This is a genomic window from Bradyrhizobium sp. CB2312, from assembly GCF_029714425.1.
Classification (GTDB): Bacteria; Pseudomonadota; Alphaproteobacteria; order Rhizobiales; family Xanthobacteraceae; genus Bradyrhizobium.
In genome coordinates this window covers 7,379,388-7,398,119 of the sequence record NZ_CP121668.1, presented here as the reverse complement: position 1 = coordinate 7,398,119, position 18,732 = coordinate 7,379,388, and the positions used below count along the sequence as shown (strand labels likewise).

The 18,732-nt window shown below is 58.5% G+C and carries 16 protein-coding genes; 10 read left to right on the top strand and 6 right to left on the bottom strand.

Annotated features, from left to right (window positions below; all coding sequences use genetic code 11):
• Positions 1 to 204: 204 nt before the first annotated feature.
• Complete coding sequence (locus tag QA642_RS35885; RefSeq protein ID WP_283081118.1) at positions 205 to 3,420, bottom strand: adenylate/guanylate cyclase domain-containing protein; 3,216 nt, start codon at positions 3,418 to 3,420, stop codon at positions 205 to 207.
• A gap of 637 nt (positions 3,421 to 4,057) precedes the next feature.
• On the opposite strand from QA642_RS35885, the gene QA642_RS35880 reads away from it, so the two are divergent.
• Positions 4,058 to 4,522: a MaoC/PaaZ C-terminal domain-containing protein gene (locus tag QA642_RS35880; RefSeq protein WP_283081117.1), complete on the top strand. Its 465-nt coding sequence runs from the start codon at positions 4,058 to 4,060 to the stop codon at positions 4,520 to 4,522.
• A gap of 333 nt (positions 4,523 to 4,855) precedes the next feature.
• Complete coding sequence (locus tag QA642_RS35875; protein ID WP_283081116.1) at positions 4,856 to 5,695, top strand: cyclic nucleotide-binding domain-containing protein; 840 nt, start codon at positions 4,856 to 4,858, stop codon at positions 5,693 to 5,695.
• Positions 5,696 to 6,889: 1,194 nt separating this feature from the next.
• On the opposite strand, the gene QA642_RS35870 is transcribed toward QA642_RS35875, so the two are convergent.
• Both QA642_RS35870 and QA642_RS35865 read right to left on the bottom strand, forming a co-directional pair.
• On the bottom strand, positions 6,890 to 7,483 hold the full coding sequence (locus tag QA642_RS35870) for an NUDIX hydrolase (RefSeq protein ID WP_283081115.1): 594 nt from the start codon (positions 7,481 to 7,483) through the stop codon (positions 6,890 to 6,892).
• Complete coding sequence (locus tag QA642_RS35865; protein WP_283081114.1) at positions 7,480 to 8,400, bottom strand: alpha/beta hydrolase; 921 nt, start codon at positions 8,398 to 8,400, stop codon at positions 7,480 to 7,482. The genes QA642_RS35870 and QA642_RS35865 overlap by 4 nt, the downstream gene beginning before the upstream one ends.
• Before the next feature lie 55 nt (positions 8,401 to 8,455).
• Between QA642_RS35865 and QA642_RS35860 the strand changes: the two genes are divergently transcribed.
• The 8 genes from QA642_RS35860 to QA642_RS35825 all read left to right on the top strand — a co-directional run bounded on the left by QA642_RS35860 (position 8,456) and on the right by QA642_RS35825 (position 16,053).
• Positions 8,456 to 9,070: a TetR/AcrR family transcriptional regulator gene (locus QA642_RS35860; RefSeq protein ID WP_283081113.1), complete on the top strand. Its 615-nt coding sequence runs from the start codon at positions 8,456 to 8,458 to the stop codon at positions 9,068 to 9,070.
• Between the two features lie 289 nt (positions 9,071 to 9,359).
• A complete protein-coding gene (locus QA642_RS35855; RefSeq protein ID WP_283081112.1) occupies positions 9,360 to 9,923 on the top strand; it encodes a hemerythrin domain-containing protein in 564 nt (187 codons plus the stop codon).
• A 189-nt stretch (positions 9,924 to 10,112) separates the two neighbouring features.
• Positions 10,113 to 10,331, top strand: coding sequence for a hypothetical protein (locus tag QA642_RS35850; RefSeq protein WP_283081111.1), 219 nt, complete (start codon positions 10,113 to 10,115; stop codon positions 10,329 to 10,331).
• A 179-nt stretch (positions 10,332 to 10,510) separates the two neighbouring features.
• Complete coding sequence (locus QA642_RS35845; RefSeq protein ID WP_283081110.1) at positions 10,511 to 11,212, top strand: hypothetical protein; 702 nt, start codon at positions 10,511 to 10,513, stop codon at positions 11,210 to 11,212.
• A 104-nt stretch (positions 11,213 to 11,316) separates the two neighbouring features.
• A complete protein-coding gene (locus QA642_RS35840) occupies positions 11,317 to 12,426 on the top strand; it encodes an IS630 family transposase (RefSeq protein ID WP_080137402.1) in 1,110 nt (369 codons plus the stop codon).
• 77 nt (positions 12,427 to 12,503) lie between these two features.
• Positions 12,504 to 13,613, top strand: a complete 1,110-nt coding sequence (locus QA642_RS35835; RefSeq protein WP_080137402.1) for an IS630 family transposase — start codon at positions 12,504 to 12,506, stop codon at positions 13,611 to 13,613.
• A gap of 132 nt (positions 13,614 to 13,745) precedes the next feature.
• Positions 13,746 to 14,780 carry an IS110 family transposase gene (locus QA642_RS35830; protein ID WP_283080660.1) on the top strand — a complete coding sequence of 345 codons (1,035 nt, stop codon included), beginning with the start codon at positions 13,746 to 13,748 and terminating at the stop codon, positions 14,778 to 14,780.
• Positions 14,781 to 15,210: 430 nt separating this feature from the next.
• Entirely contained in the window at positions 15,211 to 16,053 is an 843-nt protein-coding gene (locus QA642_RS35825; protein ID WP_283081109.1) for a hypothetical protein, read from the top strand.
• A 276-nt stretch (positions 16,054 to 16,329) separates the two neighbouring features.
• On the opposite strand, the gene QA642_RS35820 is transcribed toward QA642_RS35825, so the two are convergent.
• The 3 genes from QA642_RS35820 to QA642_RS35810 all read right to left on the bottom strand — a co-directional run bounded on the left by QA642_RS35820 (position 16,330) and on the right by QA642_RS35810 (position 18,648).
• A complete protein-coding gene (locus QA642_RS35820) occupies positions 16,330 to 16,992 on the bottom strand; it encodes an HAD family phosphatase (RefSeq protein WP_283081108.1) in 663 nt (220 codons plus the stop codon).
• 105 nt (positions 16,993 to 17,097) lie between these two features.
• Positions 17,098 to 17,406: a hypothetical protein gene (locus QA642_RS35815; RefSeq protein ID WP_283081107.1), complete on the bottom strand. Its 309-nt coding sequence runs from the start codon at positions 17,404 to 17,406 to the stop codon at positions 17,098 to 17,100.
• Between the two features lie 3 nt (positions 17,407 to 17,409).
• On the bottom strand, positions 17,410 to 18,648 hold the full coding sequence (locus QA642_RS35810) for an MFS transporter (RefSeq protein WP_283081106.1): 1,239 nt from the start codon (positions 18,646 to 18,648) through the stop codon (positions 17,410 to 17,412).
• Positions 18,649 to 18,732: the final 84 nt, after the last annotated feature.

Here is an 18,732-nt window from a genome sequence, read left to right as displayed (position 1 = left end):
CCAAACTAAGTCTCAAACGGTCCAAGAGCCGACCTACATTCAGGAGTTTACCGGCTCCAAAATGGCCCGCCTCACTAATTGGGGAGGCCATCATGGCTGACGTCTCTAGCGCCAAGTTCGAGGCTATGTCCTGCGATTGGCTGAGTCTTGGCCTCCGGGCTCTGCGCATCACCGGCTCCAACGGTCCGATCTCAGGCGCCAACACTAGTTCAACACTCTCACCAGATCGTCAGCCTCGCGCAGATCGCGGGAAGTTTCCGCGGATGCGAATTTCGCCCGGGTCGATATTAGCAGGTCTCGTGCCTCGGTGCGTCCGGATGCGCTCTCGCCTGCGCTGACCAGGCGCGCGATGCTGATCGCCGTGCGCAATTCCCAACCGACCGCCCCGAGCTTCCTGGCAGAGGCAAGCGAGCGCTTGAACAAGCGCATGGCGGCCCGGTCGTCCCGCGATGGATCGCGACACAGCAGCGAGCCGTGGATCCGGTAAATCTCGGGAGCAGCCCAGCGCTCGCCGGTTTGCTTCACCAGGGCCTCAGCCGAGGCAGCGAAGTTTCGAGCCCTGCCCATCTGCCCGATCCGTCCGAATTCCGTGGCAAGCAGAATTCGATAGAGCGGCATCTGGATGCACCGGTTCTCGGCGGGCAGCTTATCAAGCAGGCCGCATAGCTGCTCGAGCACGTCCGGCGCGGGGCCTCGTGCCGCCAACGCTGCGGTTGCCCACAATGGACCGATGACCCGGTACATCGGATAGCCATACTCGTCAGCGACCTTCAGACCACGCTTCACGCTGGCAAGGTTCTCCGCAAGGTCACCCTCGTACCAGTGATCGGCGACGCCGAGAATGGAGGCAAAAGCCACCATGAACGGATGTCCGATCTCATTCGCAAGCTGCCGCGCCGTCACGCAGCACTCTCTGGCCCGGCCGGGCCGGCCCAACAGCCATTCAATGTGTCCGGAATAGACGAGCGATACAATTAATGGATCATGCTGATAGATCTGGACCAGCTTGCCGTGCTCGCGCGGATTGTAGCGAGCGCTGACCAGAGCCGCGAGCTCACTCGCCTGCCGCAAACGACCGAGGAAGAAATTGGCGATCACGGCGGCGGTGTAGGCCATGAGGGCGGCCTCGTCGTTGCGCCACTCTTCTGCCCGCCGGACGAAATTTTCCGCGTGTTCGAGGCCCTTGGCGAGCTCGCAGTTGACCAGCTTGGCTATGGTACTTCCCCACAGCACCGTCGCCTTCTCGCGAATGGTGCCATGGCTCGCGCAAAGCTCGAGTGCACGACTGTAGGGGCCATAGACGTTCGGGTCGGACCATCCGGCGTTGGCCGTGTACGCCATCGCCAGATTGGATTGCAGTCCGATTTCAGCCTCGAAGCGCCGTGGCGACGCCGGCATCTTGGATATCAGCGAGAGGCCTTCGCGAAGGTGAGCCACGGCTTCCTTGGTGGCAGATCTGCGCAGCGCGGATTTGCCAGCCTGGAGCCAGGCCTCGATCGCCTCCGGAATGTTGCCTGCGCGCGCATAATGATAGCCTAATACCGCCGGCTGGCCGCTTTCTTCAATGGAGGCTTCCTGGAGCAGCCACGAGGCCACGCGCGCATGGAGTTCACGCCTTTCCTCCATGAGCAACGAGGAGTAGGCGACTTCCTGTATCATCGCATGTTTGAACGTGAAGACCTCGCCTTGAGGTTCCTTGCTGCGATACACGATCCCCGCTCTCTCGAGAGCTCGCAACGCCTGTGGCAGCGTCTGGCTCTTATCCGGAAACACGTTGAAAATGCCTTCATAGTCGAAACGCCTTCCGAAAACGGAGGCGATCTGGGCGACGCGCTTGGCAGGACCGAGACGATCAAGGCGCTCCATCAGGGAATCGTGAATACTTGACGGCACCAGGGGTTCCGGCAACTTCGGCACAGGGCTTTCGGCGGCCGGCGGGACCGCACCGGCATCGACGACGGCCCGCGTGAACTCCTCGACAAAGAGTGGCACGCCGTCAGTCCTTTCCACGATCTGGCTGGTAATCTGGCGCGGCACGAAATCGCTGCCGGCGACGGCTGCGACCATCTGCTCGCATTCATGCGCTGCCAGCTTCCGGAGGGGGACCCGTCTAATTGCCGTGCTTGACAACCAGTCGGCCTTGTAATCATCGCGATGCGTGATAAGGACCATGATCCGCTCGCCAGGACAGCGAGCCATCACGCGTAGCAGCAGTTCGATGGTGGTCGGGTCCATCCACTGAACGTCCTCGACGATCCCGAGGATCGGCTGCTTACGCGAGGCGGCGACAAGAGCGTCGACGAACACCTGAAACGCACGCTCGCGCTCCAGGGGAGATCCGAAATCCGCGGGCTCGTATCCCGCGCATGCGGGGATCGATAGCACCGCCCCGTAGTAACGAAGCGCCTGCTTGAGATCAGTGACGGTGCTCGCCAACAGCGATTGCAGTTTTGCCAGCGCGAGTTCCGCGTTGTCGGTCTCGTGGATGCCGGTCGCGCGCATGAGGCGCTCGATTTCCGGAGCAAGCGGCGTGTTGATGTGGAACGGTGAACATTGCAGCGACAGAACATCACGCGGAGACGCACCGAGCGAACTGCGGAACTGGCGGATCAAACGTGACTTGCCGATGCCGGGCTCGCCGGAAATGACGCCAACTTGCCCCGAGCCGGCGAGAGTCTGCTGCCACATCTCGGCAAGTAACGCACTTTCGCTGGTTCGGTTTATCATCGGGGCAAGAGGCGACCTCCGCGCGCGGTCGAACCTGCTTTCGTTTGACCCAAGCGCCTCTGCACGCCAAGCCTCGACCGGCTCCTCCACGCCCTTGAGAGCTTGTCGGCCAAGCGGCGCATAGCTGAAGGTTCTGCGGGTCAGATCGTAAGTGCTCGAGCCGACTACGATACCGTTCTCACTCGCGAGTCCTTGGAGGCGGGCAGCGACATGCGCCGTACTGCCGAACACTTCCCGTCGATCGGGGGGCTCGCCGGGCACGCTGCCGACGACGACGACCCCGGTGTTGACCCCGATGCGCACGCCCAGGCGAACGAAGCTGCCGTCCGACAGCAGAAACTTGTGTTCCTTGATCGCCGCGGCAATCGCCAGAGAGGCGCGGACCGCGCGCTCAGGATCATTTTCATGGGCTTGCGGGACGCCAAAGAATGCGAGTAACCCGTCACCAATCATTCTGGCGATATGACCGCCGTAGCGGCGAATCTGCTCGTCGCAGATATCGCGGTAATTTCTGATAATCGCGAAGAACTCCTCGGGATCGATCCGCTCGCTCAGGGGTGTCGAACCGACGATATCGATAAATGTCACGGTGAGCTGGCGGCGTTCGGCATGCGGAGCCTCATTCTCGACATTCGGCGGCCCCTGTGTCCGCTGAAGTCCGCCCAAACGATCGGGCTTCGGCTCGCTGCTCATGACCCACCAAGTTCACTTTCCGCCGTACCTGCCGCGAGGCAAGATAGACGGCGAGCCGCATCCAGTGGACGCTGCCGAGCGGCCCGTGCCCAGGCAGACAGTTCCAGGGATTGAATACCATGTGCTCGCAGTCGTACAGCGCATTCTGCGTCAAACTTTTGAAATGGCAGTGCTTCCTGGGCGCACTTTAGGACGGGTCCATGGCCGCGAAGCGTCCCCGACGTCATCCGACGTGACGGCGTGCCGTACCCTTTTGGAGAAATCGAACACGACGTCATCGCCGCCTTGTTGCGTGCGCGGGTGCGGATCCCCCACAAGCGATTCCTGAAGAAAGCTTTTCGATGGGCCCAAAACGCAGCCGTCCACCATCTGATGTCCTCATTCGACCACCGGGACGGCGGAGCTGCTTGATGATCTCTCGGAGGCTGGCGGCGTATTCCTCGATGATCCGCCGCGCGTCCTCCAGCCGGGATGGCTTTGGCTCTTTCACGTCGCTCAGTTTCTCGGACTCGGCCATGTCAGGATGGTCGGCCCGGGCGATTGTCCGCCCGTTGAGCCAAGTCAACGGTTCCGCGATCACCGAACTATAGTGGCGTTTGCCATCCCTGTAGTTTGTCCGCTCGCAAAGGATTGACCAATGACCCGTATATATTTCGAAGATGCCGAAATTGGTACCGCCAGAAAGGCGGGTCCTTATTTGGTCTCGAAGGAAGAGATTATTCAGTTCGCCAAGCAATACGATCCGATACCGCGCCACATCGATGAGGAGGCAGCAGCACGTTCGATTTTTGGTGGATTGACCGCATCGAGCGCCCACACGTTTGCAGTCTTCATCTCGCTCACGCCCAAGCTCCAGCCTCGGCCTCTCCATGTCCTCGCCGGAATGGGCTGGGATGAGCTGAGGTTGCCGAACCCGGTACGCCCAGGAGATGAACTTAGTCTCGAAGCGACTATCCTGGAGAAGCTGGAATCAAAATCGAAACCTGATCGCGGTATCGTGCGCAATCAAATCCGATTATGTAATCAAAGAAACGAAATCGCCTTGCAATGCATCGGCACCATCCTCGTTGCAAGGCGACCGGACGCGAAAGCATCGGCGTAAGCCGTTCTACAAGGTGCCGTCGGTTGGTTTCGCTCCGATGTCTCTTGTGAGTCACAAGCGGGCGTGGTGGCTCCATTAGCCTATAGTCCGCTCGCGGTCGGAAAGCCGACATTCAGGCGGTTAAGGCCAGGAGCGGACTCATGCATCGCGGGTCGAAGCGAGCGGGAGCCATTTCCGATGTGAGCGCGAGTACGCTACTGGCCACGCGCCTGCGATTGCCGAAAACAACAGCGCCGGGTAAAATTGATCCAATACCGCTTGTGCTTGTCAGACTTCGATTGTCGGGTATCCGCGAGTTCCGACATAACCGACTGTTTGCATAGGGGTGATCCGATGAATTCCAGTGCAGATCTTTCGACAATTCTAAACCGCATCCTTGATGCGGCCGCGGATAATCTCAGGATCGCAAAGATTCTCGTTCAAATGGGACTTGATCCCAACAACATCACCTACGACGCACTGTTTAATCGGCTGTTTGAAATTGTGTTGGCCAATATCACGCTCGCCAACATGTTCGCCTTGGTTGGCGCCATCTTCTTTGTCGCTACCTTGCTGATGCAGAGAATGGTGCCGCTGCGGGTCGCGAATATGGTTGGCTGTACATTCTTCACAATTTCCGGCGCGCTTTCCGGAAGTGTCGCCACCTTTCTGCTTTATCTGCTGCTGTTGCCAGTCAATGCCGTTCGCCTCCGTCAACTGCTCAAGCTCGTTAAGAAGGCACGTAACGCGACGCAGGGTGACAGGTCGATGGAATGGCTCAAACCATTCATGACCGAACGTAGATATCGCCGGGGCGACAGACTATTCAGGAAGGGTGATCCCGCTACGGAAATGTTCCTCACCGTCACCGGGAAGTTTCTCGTCAAAGAAATCGGCGTCGAGCTTCCGCCGGGGTGTTTCATGGGAGAACTTGGCTTCCTTACGCCCAATAACCGGCGAACCGGAACGATCGAGTGCATAGAAGACGGCCAAGTCCTGACCATAACTTATGAAAGGTTACTTGAAATCTATTTTCAAAGTGATCAGCAATTCGGCTACTATATCCTCGTCCTGATCAGCCAGCGTCTCCTGGAAAACAACCAGCGCCTCCAGGAAAACATCTCGCGGCTGGAATCAACTCTCGCACAAGAGAAAGCGGCGCGACAGGCGGCAGCCGCGCGTGGCACAGCTTGAATGGCCTTGACTGCTGCACCATTGGTGGCATGACTGTCCCCGCGCAGTGCGGCTCTCGCGACGCAACGATGTCCGCTTGGGGTCAAAGGCTGCCCTCGGCGTGTCCACGATGGCTTTCCGCTCAGCCCCCGGAAGCGGACCGTGCGAGGCCAAGAGAGGAAGTCAGCTTAGGGTCGAAACGAACTAAACGTCTTGGTCCGCCATGCCTAAGCGAATGCGCGTCAATGACGCACTGTCACTTAGCTAATGAACCAGATGCGAAAACATCTCTACGTGCGTTCGCCGAAGCATCGCTTTCTAAGGATTCGTTCGCTGTGTCCGGCTCGCTGACGCGCTTGTACCAGGACCTGGCTCAAACATCATTTGAGCGAGATCCACCGTCTGGCTGCTGACCCCAACAATGGGTCCATTGCGTTCCTCGACTCGCAGTCTTTTGAATTGGATGATTTGGTCGAGCGAACGTTGCAGCTTGAAAAGCGTATCAACGGGAGGCCTTGAGAGCGGTCATCACTCCGTTCTGTCTCACAGTTGCGCCGGGAAAATGGGGTACTTTCGTCGAACCAATATTTGAAGCGGATGTCGGTATCGGAGGCTGCGCCTCCTCGATTTGAACCTATCGACCGATGGTTTGGTCGTCCCAGTTGACCCGGTAAAGTCCAAGTAGCGCGGGTTCGGATATCAGGCAGTGCAACACTATGATCGTGCGACGAATGCCCAGCTTCGGCCGGTTAAGTCCAGTGATGCGATCCGTAAGTCATTGATTTTTCTCAGGCCGGGGCTGTCTCTTAATTAGCTCGGTCAGGATTTCAGGGTGCCTACGCGTAAACGGTTGCATGCGTGATATCGCCAGCCCACGGCCAAGCGAGTTTCAACTTAGCTGAGCTGCTCAGTCGATCGCTTTCAAGCTTCAGAGCGTTTTCATTTGGAAATGGCAGCCAAGCTATTGAAATTACTGAAGCGCATTTTGACCATTTTTTCCAAATGCGCGATGAAATCATTGAATAATCAAGCAGGTTTTGATTCCGCCATTCGGAGGTTCGATGCCGCCCCAGCCAGCAGTTAAGTTGCGGAGTTCGTTGGATGAACAAACTCTGTTGCGGTCAAAATTCTTACCGCGTTTGGAAATAGAAATTCTCAAGCGCCGTTGAGAATTAACCGGCTTCGTGTGTCCGGCGAATTCGAGCCACGTCCAGTTCACACCTGCCGGGCGTAGGCGAGATCGACGGGCGCGCCCGACAGGCGCGTCGCAAAGTAGCGCTCCACCATGTGACGATCGGCTGAGAATGCAAAGCTCGGCAATTTGTCTCCAAGGGAAAACCATCCCAATTCGTCGACGTCGTCGTCGGGACAGGCTGCTCCGCCCACCGGCTTGGCGAGCACGCAAACTGCCAGCGTGTGGATGTCCGGGCGAAGGAAGTTGGAAGCGACACTGAGCAGGGCAGTAATCTCTACCTCAAGGCCGGTCTCCTCTTTCACCTCGCGCCTGCCTGCCGTCAGATAATCCTCATGAAATTCGATGTAACCGCACGGCAGGCACCACTTGCCTCCCTCGAAGGTCTCTCGCTTCCGCCTGCACAACAAAAACCTGTCACCGTCGACGATGAGAACGGCGATGATCGGCGTTGGATTTCGGTACAGCACGAAGGCACAGGCCGGGTTTTCACATGTCTTCTCCGGTTCTCCTCTTGTTGGTCGGACCAGGCCGGAGCCGCACATAGGGCAGTAGGCCCAGCCATGTTGCGTGGTCGCGTCGCGATCATATGCGGCAAAGACCTGGCAAGTCTTCATTGAATGCCTTTCTGCGTCATGCTCCGCAGACGTCCGCCCCAGAAGGCTCTGAGCGCGTCGGCCAGATCGCGCGGATTGTCTTCCTGGACGTTGTGGCCCGCGCCCTTGATGTTGATCCACCGCCCGTCAGGAAAGCGCGCGGTGAAGTCATGGGCGGCATCCTTGGAGACGATGAGGCTTTCACCACCCCTGGCCAGCAGGAAAGGCGCGGCCATGTCCGGGATGCGAGCCTCGAAGCCCGCGAGATGCCTAAGGATCATGGGATAATCCGCCGGACGACGGCGGTCGCTCTTCCACACGAGGCGCCCATCGTCGTCACGCTTCAGCAGGGTGCGCATTCGATAGTGAAGGCGCTCTGGATCGCTCCTGGGACTAACTGCAAGCGCCATCTCGACCACTTCGTCCACTGTCGCTGCGCCACGAAAGTCCGTCATGAAGGTGCGCATCCGCGCCGTTGCAGCAAACACCGGTCGTGAGGTCACATCGACCATCGCGAGACTTTCGGTGCGGTCCGGGTGGCGCAGCGCGAACTCGCAGGCCACCATTCCTCCCAACGACATGCCAACGATGCGCGCGCGTTGAATCCCGAGGCCGTCGATAACTGCCACGAGGTCCGTCGCACAGCTTTCGATTGAATAATCGTCGGCCCAACCGCTGGCGCCATGGCCGCGCATGTCGAGTGCTAAGAGCCGGAAATCAGGCCGCAGTGCAATGGCGACATAATCCCAGGTGCGGGCGGTCAGCGCGCCGCCGTGCAGCAGCACCGCCGGAGGTCCTTGGCCGCCCCAATCGAGGACGTGGATAGTGGGTCCGCCATGCGTGCGGAAACGCGTTGAGCGCGGCGGCGCGAGGTCGGTAAAGGCAATACCGAGCCGATCGGCTATTGTCGCCAGCGCCTCGGGATGCCAATCGTTCACCCACAACCCCTTACTTAGGGTATCCTAAGTAAGACCCACGAACGCAGGTATGTCAATGGCCACGCGACAACGTCGAACACCACAAGCGGCGAAATTCGCGATCCTGGATGCCGCGGAGCGGCGGCTGCACGACGAGGGCCCCGAAGGCGTGCGCATCCAGCGCATCGCCGCAGATCTGGGCATTACGGACGCGGCTATCCACTACCACTTCGGCACCCGCGAAGCCTTGATGGACGCGCTCCTGCGGCGCATAGGGCGCCGGCTGGTAGATGACATTGAAGCGACCATCGAAAGCTGGGCGCCCGATCAAATCGACGTCGCTGCCCTTGGACGGCTCTTTCAGCGCGCCTATGCCGACGAACGGGCCGCGAGACTCGCCCTCTGGCTTAGTCTCGCTGGCTGGCGGCCAAAGGGATCAGGCATGCTCAAGTCGCTGGTCGAGCGAGTTCATCGAGCGCGGATCCAAGCGGCGCGGAAGGCGAGGCGGCGCGCACCGCGGATCTCCGACACGCAATACGCCATCGCTATCCTGAGCGCAGCCCACATGCATGCTGCGATGTCAGGAGAAGCTTTGTTGGCAAGCGTCGCCGAAGATCCCGCCGCCCTCGACCAGCGCGATTTCCTCAAATTCGCAGTTCAGTTGATCGCGCGCCATCTTGCAGAGGCGTGACGAAACGACAAGCTTCGCGATTCGCTCCCGCAGTCCAAGCGACCGAATTGTTGACCAAAGCAGGATTGCGCAGCGAGGAAGATAGAGACGCCTCAGACCTTCGAAGCGACTGCTGCTGGCGCAAAGCGGACGTTCGGGGGAACCCGCACCGGCGCCACCTCGACCTTCCAGACAGCAGTATGTCGTCCCCGTCGACGTCGCGACCGATCCTCCGTGTTTGATCTAGCGCAAGAAACTGGGATCGTTTTCAAGATAGCTTCCATCATTCAATGGTTCATTGGAGGTCGCAATGATCATTGAGCGTCTATCCCGGGAACATCGCAACATCGAGACGCTACTCGCCGTACTCGATCGCGAGCTTGAGATTTTCGATCGCGGGGACCATCCCGACTATGAGGTCATTCGCGCGATTATCAGCTACTTTGAGCTCTATCCGGAACTGTATCATCATCCCCAAGAAGAATTGGTCTTTTCCAAGCTAAAGCTTCGAGACCCCGCTGCGGCGGCAAGGATCGGCGATCTGACGCTCGAACACCAAAAAGGGACCCAGCGTTTGCGCCGCGTCGCTCAGGCGATCGACAGTGTTTTGGCGGATCGAGAGATTCTTCGGCAGAATGTGGACAACATCGTTCGCGATTTCATGGAGAGCGAGCGGCGTCACATCATGATCGAAGACCGCGATTTCTTCCCCGCCGCCCTCAAGGCTCTCAAGCCGGCAGATTGGGCTGAGATCGCCTCGGCGACAGTCAATCATGAGGATCCGCTGTTCAGCGAGGCCGCCGAAGAAACCTTCGACGCGCTACGAGCGCGCATCTTGCAGATGGAGCAAGAGTCCGAAGTCGAACGGCGTTAGAAGCGTGCAGTGGGGTTAGCCAGTTGGTGAGCGTCCCAATGGCAGATACGCAGTGGCCTCGGCGAAAATTGCGGACGATGGCTTACACCTCAAGTCAGCTATGGGGAAGAGCGAGCAGGTCGTTGATCTAGATCATTTCGCTATACCGCCAAGAACGCATGCTACGCGTCGAAAACGAGGAAAGCCCATATGGCATCGGTCTCAGCACCACATGACAAAAAATGCCCTCGCTGTGGTTCCGGGTTGGTCGATCTCGAGTGGCGTGAACGCATCAATGCTCGCGAAGCCCAAGAGCTCTGGCGCTGCTGGAACTGTAAGCGCGAATTTATCACCGCCGTCGCATCTGACGGGATAGAGCCATCAGTCGCTGAGATTGCCGAGCCGTTCTTTACGAACCTGCTTGTCTAATCAACGACGGCTGGGCCGATCGACAAGGGAATTCGTCTGATGCGCTCGGTCGGTGCGTCGAGAAATCGCTTTGGTACGCGCGCATGACGTCAGTCATTTGGAAAGGTGTTGATCGGAATCGGCGCCGAGGCTGGCGTTGCTTCATCTTTTCGAGCGCTGGTATGAAGTGTCGGACGCTGATGGCCGCCGGGATCGTCGCCATGCTTCCACTATTCAATGCGGGGGCAGAGAACCAGCCTGCTGGCAATACGTCAACGCAACTATCCGACCTTATGGTCGCGCTCCAATTCCAACACATCAAACTATGGTTCGCCGGAAAGCTCGGCAACTGGAGCTTGGCGAATTACGAGCTTCGACAGATCGAAGCCAGCTGGCGGAAGGCAATGCTCTATCCATCCGAAAGCTCGCGATTGTCCCAAACTAACGAGCAGTTACAAGCCTTGGATCGTGCGATTGAACTGAAGGATAGTGCAGCTTTCGCGAAGGCTTACGCGGATTTCACGAGCGGATGCAATACCTGCCACCGCGCGAGCGGATTCGGTTCGATCACCATCCAGGTGCCGGTCAATTCGCCGTTCGGCGATCAGCTGTTCGCGGATCAGATCGCGGAGGGGCGTGCGCTGGCTCGCGGGACCTGCGGCCTCTGTCACGTCATCTCGGATTCTTCAAAGGAGACACCAGCCTTTCGCTTCCCCGCGCCAAGCTTCAGCGAAATTGCCAGTCGACCATCTTTCTCAGCCAACGATCTCCGACTGTTGTTGGCGTCAAGCCACCGTCGAGTAGGCCCGAACGAAGCAATGCTCAAGCCAAAACTTGTCGAATACCAGATTGACGCGATCGTGGCGTTCTTCGAGACCTTGCGGGCCGACCGGGCTCGTTAAGAGCCCAGCCTACGATACTGTCGCGGCGATCAGCGTTCTAGTCATCTGGAACGCAAGTTCGTCACATTAGTTGATAGCTCGAATCTCTACAGAGGAGAGAGCTTGTGGCGAATGCAGGTGAGCGAGGCCGGCCGATCGCGCCGTTGGTGCTTAGTCCGCCGGAGCGGGCGTACTTGGAGAGACAAGTTCGTCGTCATCGCGTTGCCCGATCGCTATCTGAGCGCTGCCGCGCGATCCTGCGGTGTGCGGATGGCTTGCCAAGCAAGTCTGTGGCTGTCGAACTCGGCCTCCACGAACACACCGTCGGCAAGTGGCGCCGCCGATTTTTGAAGGATCGCTGTGATGGCCTGCTTGACGAGGCCCGCCCGGGCCGCCCTCGAACCATCAACGACGATCAGGTTGCTGAGGTAATTGAGCGGACATTGCGTACAACGCCACCCGACGCGACGCACTGGTCGATCCGCTCAATGGCTGCGGAAACTGGCTTTTCCCACACCACGATCCGCCGAATGTGGACGGCGTTCGGCCTGCAGCCGCACCGCAGCCAGACATTCAAGCTGTCGAGCGACCCGCTGTTCGTCGACAAGGTCCGCGATATCGTCGGCCTTTACCTTTCCCCACCGAACCGAGCCCTTGTCCTCAGTGTCGATGAGAAAAGCCAGATCCAGGCCCTGGATCGCGAGCAGCCGGTCCTGCCGATGATGCCGGGCGTACCGGAACGGCGCACGCACAGCTATGTGCGGCATGGTACGACCTCGCTGTTTGCCGCGCTCGATGTCGCCTCTGGATTCGTCATCGGCAAATGCTACAAGCGCCACCGGGCAGTCGAGTTCTTGAAGTTCCTCAAAGAGATCGACGCTCAAGTCCCTGAAGGGATCGATGTCCATATCGTCATGGACAACTACGCCACTCACAAAACACCCAAGATCAAAGCGTGGCTCGCCCGTCGGCCGCATTATCATGTCCACTTCACGCCGACTTCCGCGTCATGGATCAATCAGGTCGAACGCTGGTTCGCTGAGCTCACCCGAAAGCAGATCCAGCGAGGTGTTCACACCTCCGTCAGGCAGCTCGAGGCCGACATCCGTACCTTCATCGACCTGCACAACAAAAATCCCAAGCCCTTCAAATGGACCAAGTCCGCAGACCAGATTTTGGCTTCCGTCAAACGCTTCTGCCACAAAGCCCAGCAGACTTTATGTGGCGAACTTTAGATTCACGTGACTAGTCATCTGGAACGCAAGTTCGTCACATTAGTTGATAGCTCGAATCTCTACAGAGGAGAGAGCTTGTGGCGAATGCAGGTGAGCGAGGCCGGCCGATCGCGCCGTTGGTGCTTAGTCCGCCGGAGCGGGCGTACTTGGAGAGACAAGTTCGTCGTCATCGCGTTGCCCGATCGCTATCTGAGCGCTGCCGCGCGATCCTGCGGTGTGCGGATGGCTTGCCAAGCAAGTCTGTGGCTGTCGAACTCGGCCTCCACGAACACACCGTCGGCAAGTGGCGCCGCCGATTTTTGAAGGATCGCTGTGATGGCCTGCTTGACGAGGCCCGCCCGGGCCGCCCTCGAACCATCAACGACGATCAGGTTGCTGAGGTAATTGAGCGGACATTGCGTACAACGCCACCCGACGCGACGCACTGGTCGATCCGCTCAATGGCTGCGGAAACTGGCTTTTCCCACACCACGATCCGCCGAATGTGGACGGCGTTCGGCCTGCAGCCGCACCGCAGCCAGACATTCAAGCTGTCGAGCGACCCGCTGTTCGTCGACAAGGTCCGCGATATCGTCGGCCTTTACCTTTCCCCACCGAACCGAGCCCTTGTCCTCAGTGTCGATGAGAAAAGCCAGATCCAGGCCCTGGATCGCGAGCAGCCGGTCCTGCCGATGATGCCGGGCGTACCGGAACGGCGCACGCACAGCTATGTGCGGCATGGTACGACCTCGCTGTTTGCCGCGCTCGATGTCGCCTCTGGATTCGTCATCGGCAAATGCTACAAGCGCCACCGGGCAGTCGAGTTCTTGAAGTTCCTCAAAGAGATCGACGCTCAAGTCCCTGAAGGGATCGATGTCCATATCGTCATGGACAACTACGCCACTCACAAAACACCCAAGATCAAAGCGTGGCTCGCCCGTCGGCCGCATTATCATGTCCACTTCACGCCGACTTCCGCGTCATGGATCAATCAGGTCGAACGCTGGTTCGCTGAGCTCACCCGAAAGCAGATCCAGCGAGGTGTTCACACCTCCGTCAGGCAGCTCGAGGCCGACATCCGTACCTTCATCGACCTGCACAACAAAAATCCCAAGCCCTTCAAATGGACCAAGTCCGCAGACCAGATTTTGGCTTCCGTCAAACGCTTCTGCCACAAAGCCCAGCAGACTTTATGTGGCGAACTTTAGATTCACGTGACTAGATGCGGTAATGGGCCCGGCTCCGGAGCAAGGGGTCATGATGGTGGCTGTCCCCCGATAGATGATGAAACGGGGTCACGACTTGAGTCGGCCCCAAGCATCTGGAGACGGAGGACAGCCGTGGAGAATTATGCCGGAATCGACGTGTCATTGGAACTGTCGAGCGTGTGTGTTGTGGACGCCCAGGGTAAGATCCTGAAGGAAGCGAAGGTCGCAAGCGAACCCGACGCCTTAGTTGAGTTTTTTGAGACGCTCGGCTTTGCAGTGAAGCGGATCGGGCTGGAGGCTGGGCCGCTGTCGCAATGGCTGCATGCAGGCCTGAAAGGTGCAGGATTTGAAACAGTTCTGCTGGAAACGCGGCACGTGAAGGCCGCATTATCTGCAATGACGGTCAAGACGGATCGCAAGGATGCCCGCGGGATCGCCCAGTTGATCCGGATGGGATGGTTTCGGCAGGTACACGCAAAGTCGGTTGATGCGCAAGAGATCCGGGCACTCCTGATCGCACGCAAACAGCTTCTCGGGCGGCTGATCGATGTAGAATTAAGTATCCGAGGGATTTTGCGCGGCTTCGGTCTGAAGGTTGGCCCGGTGACGCGAAGGAATTTCGAAGCGCGGATTCGAGAGTTGGTTGCAGGCCAGGCGACATTGGAGCGCATTGCTGGTGCGATGCTTTCGGCACGATCGGCCCTGAAGGCAGAATACGGAAGACTACACAAGGCTGTGCTGGCAATTGTGCGTGATGATGCAGTCTGCCGCCGGCTTATGACAGTACCAGGCGTTGGTCCCCTGGTGGCCATCACCTACAAATCGGCGATTGATGATCCTCATCGCATTGTAAAGTCAAAGGCAGCAGGCGCGCTGTTCGGGCTCACGCCAAAGAAATATCAATCGGGAGAAAAGGACGTCACGGGCGGAATCACGCTGGCCGGCGATGAGACGGTGCGGACGGCCTTGTATGAAGCCGCCAACGTTCTGCTATCGCGCATCACGCGGTTCTCAAAACTCAAACGCTGGGGGATGGACGTCGCCAAGCGGAGAGGCTCGAAGCGCGCAAAGGTCGCCTTGGCACGCAAGCTCGCAGTGATCCTGCATCGGATCTGGGTCGATGGCACGACTTACCGATGGGCCGAAGCGGGCTCAATCGCAGCATAGAAGACGTGGAGGAGATCAAGAACGCAACCGGGATGAACTGAAGCCCGGTGCCCGAAGTCCCGTCGCCGGGACGGTGGATGCGGTGAAGCCGTTACACGCCCAGTGGCGTCGTCCGACGAACCACGCGTATCTAGATAGGCTCACCGCTCCCTCTGACAGCATGATGTGGCGGCCAGGCGTCGACCACGAACAGAAGCATGAGCTCGGCGGCGTGGCGTTCACTCGGGAGGCTTGACATCATCGGGCCCATTACAGAAGGGCGTGTACTCATAAATCCACGATGTCCGCTTATCCCCCAACAGGGGCGTTGAAACGGGCACTGCATGAGGTCCGAGAAGGGCTAGAAGGCGACGTATCAAGTATCAGCGAACTCTTCCGCTCGCTGTTGCGTAGAGATATACGGAGGCCAGCTTGATCTGATGTGGTTCTGATGAATTGGATCGCGATGAGACACACGCTGTCCCTACTGCTTTTGCTCACCGCCGTGCATGCTTTCGCAACACCCGCGAAAGCAAGGCAGGCGAAGTGCCTCTTTGAAATTGATGGAGCGCACTATATTGGTTCGCCATGCGAGTTTACGCCCATAGACAAGAAGGGCTCCTTTCGCATTGCGAACACCAGTGGATCAGGTATTGAAGCCGAGGTTAAGGTGACCGCTCCGCACGAAGGCATTGCGAGCTGGACAGGCCCACATAAAACACCTCGTGACTGGCCGCTTGGGAAGCTGAGACAGGCGGCTGGATGTTGGAGCGACCGCACAACGTATGTTTGCGCTTGGTCTCTCGACCAAGACATCTATCTTGGCCCTCGTGACAAGAAGTTGTTCGTTGCTTACGGCGAGAGGGATGGCATGGACGATGAAATCGAGAGCGCCGTCGGGCTGGATACAAGCCACGCTGTGATCCACACGAAACCAAGCCGACGGGCTGCCTTGTACTATACCATTGGCCAAACGATGGGCGAAAGCTACTCGCAGACAGCCGCAGAAGAGGCATATCAGGAACGCGCCCAAAGTCGAAACAGGACGATCACGGCTGATTGTCAAGCAAAAGAATGGACCGGCTTGAATGGCTTACGCTACCGCCTTCTAGGTCGTATCGAGACGGTGGATCGGAGCCAGTTCGTTGACAGCGGCGACGTGGCGTATGCGAAGTGGGCTGTGCTTGACGTGAAGAATAACAGACTTGTCGATGATTGTGGCGCATGCAGCTACGCCGAAATCCACGACTGGTTCAAAAAATTGTGCCCCAGCATCGCGCCGCGAGACTGGTGAATTGCAGCATCCGCTTTCCGCATGTCCGCTATGGGTCCAAACTGCGACTTCAACCCCGTTTCAGGGCTGGTCCGGTCTACGCCGGATGGCGGACGCTGCGGTGGTTCGCATGAAGTCAGCAGCGAACCATGAACGGAAGTCGCTGGCCTATTCGATTACCTCGTCCGTGAGCGCCGCCAGTGTCGATGGAATTTCGAGCCCAATCGACTTCACAGTCTTTAGATTGATGACGAACAGGTAGCGTGCCAAAAAGGGGCATCCAAGAAGCTGCCTCCGTTATAACTGCTGAGAAATCCTGATCCGAACGTCATTCAGGCTCCGCAACACGCCGACGCATAGACCCGCGATCTCCGGCGTCGGTTGGAGGAGATCGGGGATCATAATCGTAGACATTCCCGCCGCCGCTGCCGCACGAACTCCATTGTGCGAGTCTTCGAGTGCTAAGCAACTTGGTGGATCGACACTGAGGAGTGTGGCCGCCTTTAGGAAAGTCTCGGGATGGGGCTTGCCTATCTCAACGTCGCTTCGCGTGACTAGCACATCAAAATTGTGGAAGATGTCTGCCTTCTTCAGCTGCGCTTCAGATTTCGGTCGTGCGGTTGACGTTGCGACGGCCATGGGGATCGCGGCGTCGCGCAGAACTTTGAGGAGATCAATAACACCAGGGCGAAGTGGGACTTCAATTGCGCACAGGCCGTCAAAATGTTCCTCGCAGTCTAAATGGTAGCGATCAAGATCAAACGCCCGTCCAAAATAGCCAATAAGCTTTTCGTCACCTAGATCCTTCGGCGCGCCGATCAAGCTGAGATGCACATGATCAACCATTTGGTGCCCTTGAGCCGCACACGCGGCGAAAATTGCCCCACGGTAGAGCGCCTCGGTGTCGAGCAGCAATCCGTCCATATCGAAAACGACGGCCTTAAGGGGCTTTGGGATCATTGACAAGCATCCGTGAATTTCGACCTTGCAGCAACCAGCGGTCGGAGATCTGTCGCGCGAGAGACGAATGGGAAAGTCGGCAGAGGATCTGAAGGTAGCGGACTCCTACAGTTCAATTTTGTAGTAGCGAGAGAAGGCAGCCCTGAAGAACTCGTACTTGGCGGTCGACGTGCCAGCCAGAGCTTCATCTCGACCTGATCTAAGATCCAGGTAGTTCCCATTGATTCGGTTGTAAAAGTGGTCCCCCTCGGCAAGCGGTGTCTTTAGGATTTCGCCGCCGAAGAACTCATTGGCAAGCAATGCTGTTACACTGCACTGACCGCGCGCTGGATTGCTGGCCAGCCATTGTCCGCTGGTTTGCACGGACCAAGAATGCAGTAACGCCGCAGCTACGCGATCTCGTTCAAACAGCATGGCTTACCTTCGCGCACAATCGAACTCCTTGGCCACTCTTGGATTTCCGGCACGCGCTAGGACGATCGCGGCGGCGATCACGTCCAGCGCAATGGTCAACAGCAGCGCAGCGCCGTAATCGCCTCTCCAGCCGCGGATTAGACCGATCAATCCGGGACCGAAGGCGCCGACCGTGCCGCTGATCGAGGTGAACAGCCCCATCACCACTGTGAAGTTTTGGACTTCGAACTCGCGATGGATGATCAGCGGCGGCAGTGTGATGAGGTTTCCGATCGAAAAGCCGAACACCGCGGAGGCCAGCAGCACGAGATGGACGTTGTCGCTCAGGTGGATGGTGAACACCGCCACGGCCTGGCTCACCAGCGAGATGGCGGCAACAAGCCGAGGATCGAGGTGGTCTGCGACGAGGCTGAGTGAGACCCTTCCTACAATCGCCATCGAAGTCATTACACTGACTGCGAGCCCCGCCTTAAGAGCCCCGATTTTCGGTTCAAGTATAGCGATCTGATGCACGATGAAGCCGACCTGAGCGATGATCCCGAGCGCAAACGGAACCGCGATTGTCCAGAACGCCGGCCGGCGCACTATCTCGCCACGGCAGATGCTAGTACCGGGCGCCGGCGAAAATTGGTCAGCGCTTGCGGTCGTCGCGCACACATTCGGCGGCGGGCCGATCCAGGCGAACGTGGTCGGAAGTAGAAAGATCAGCAGGACTGCGCTTGCGGCCACCATTGCGGTCTGAAATCCAAGGTGGCCCACCAGGACCATCAGTAGTGGCGTGACGATGATGCCGCCGGAGCTAGCACCGAGGAAGGCTAGGCTAATTGCAAGACCTCGGCGTCGCACGAACCAAGCGCCGACCACCGCCGGAATGATTACGGTGCCCATGCCGACCCAGCCGAGCGACATCAACGCGAATGCCGCATAGAGGGTCCACGGCGCGGCCGCGAAGGGGAGCAGCACCATTGAGGTGGCGAGGCACGCAATCCCTGCCAGCGCCAAGCGCTTCAGGCCGAGGCGCCGCACGATCTCATCGGTGAAGATGACGATGACATTGCCGATCAAGAGCGACAGCGTGCTGGCGCCCGAGATCAGCGAGGCCGGCCAGCCGTTCAGACGCTCCAGCTCGACCAGGTAGATACCCTGCGCGTACAGAGCAAAGCCGAAAATCGACAGCGCCAGCAAGAAGCAGGCAAGCACGACCCGCCAGCCGGCGTAACGCAGTGACGTCTCGTCGTGCATGTGCGGCCCCAGCCCCCGCCGCCTCCCGAGCGGCGCGCACTAAATACACGCGGTAGTCGTGGAAGGCGAGTCACGAATGATGGC

Excerpts from the sequence above, each read along its gene's own strand:
- QA642_RS35850 (WP_283081111.1), top strand. The coding sequence starts at position 10,113 with ATGGCATCGGTCTCAGCACCACATGACAAAAAATGCCCTCGCTGTGGT.
- QA642_RS35845 (WP_283081110.1), top strand. The coding sequence starts at position 10,511 with ATGGCCGCCGGGATCGTCGCCATGCTTCCACTATTCAATGCGGGGGCA.
- QA642_RS35855 (WP_283081112.1), top strand. The coding sequence starts at position 9,360 with ATGATCATTGAGCGTCTATCCCGGGAACATCGCAACATCGAGACGCTA.
- QA642_RS35815 (WP_283081107.1), bottom strand. The coding sequence starts at position 17,406 with ATGCTGTTTGAACGAGATCGCGTAGCTGCGGCGTTACTGCATTCTTGG.
- QA642_RS35820 (WP_283081108.1), bottom strand. The coding sequence starts at position 16,992 with ATGATCCCAAAGCCCCTTAAGGCCGTCGTTTTCGATATGGACGGATTG.
- QA642_RS35860 (WP_283081113.1), top strand. The coding sequence starts at position 8,456 with ATGGCCACGCGACAACGTCGAACACCACAAGCGGCGAAATTCGCGATC.
- QA642_RS35825 (WP_283081109.1), top strand. The coding sequence starts at position 15,211 with ATGAATTGGATCGCGATGAGACACACGCTGTCCCTACTGCTTTTGCTC.
- QA642_RS35880 (WP_283081117.1), top strand. The coding sequence starts at position 4,058 with ATGACCCGTATATATTTCGAAGATGCCGAAATTGGTACCGCCAGAAAG.
- QA642_RS35810 (WP_283081106.1), bottom strand. The coding sequence starts at position 18,648 with ATGCACGACGAGACGTCACTGCGTTACGCCGGCTGGCGGGTCGTGCTT.
- QA642_RS35875 (WP_283081116.1), top strand. The coding sequence starts at position 4,856 with ATGAATTCCAGTGCAGATCTTTCGACAATTCTAAACCGCATCCTTGAT.
- QA642_RS35885 (WP_283081118.1), bottom strand. The coding sequence starts at position 3,420 with ATGAGCAGCGAGCCGAAGCCCGATCGTTTGGGCGGACTTCAGCGGACA.
- QA642_RS35870 (WP_283081115.1), bottom strand. The coding sequence starts at position 7,483 with ATGAAGACTTGCCAGGTCTTTGCCGCATATGATCGCGACGCGACCACG.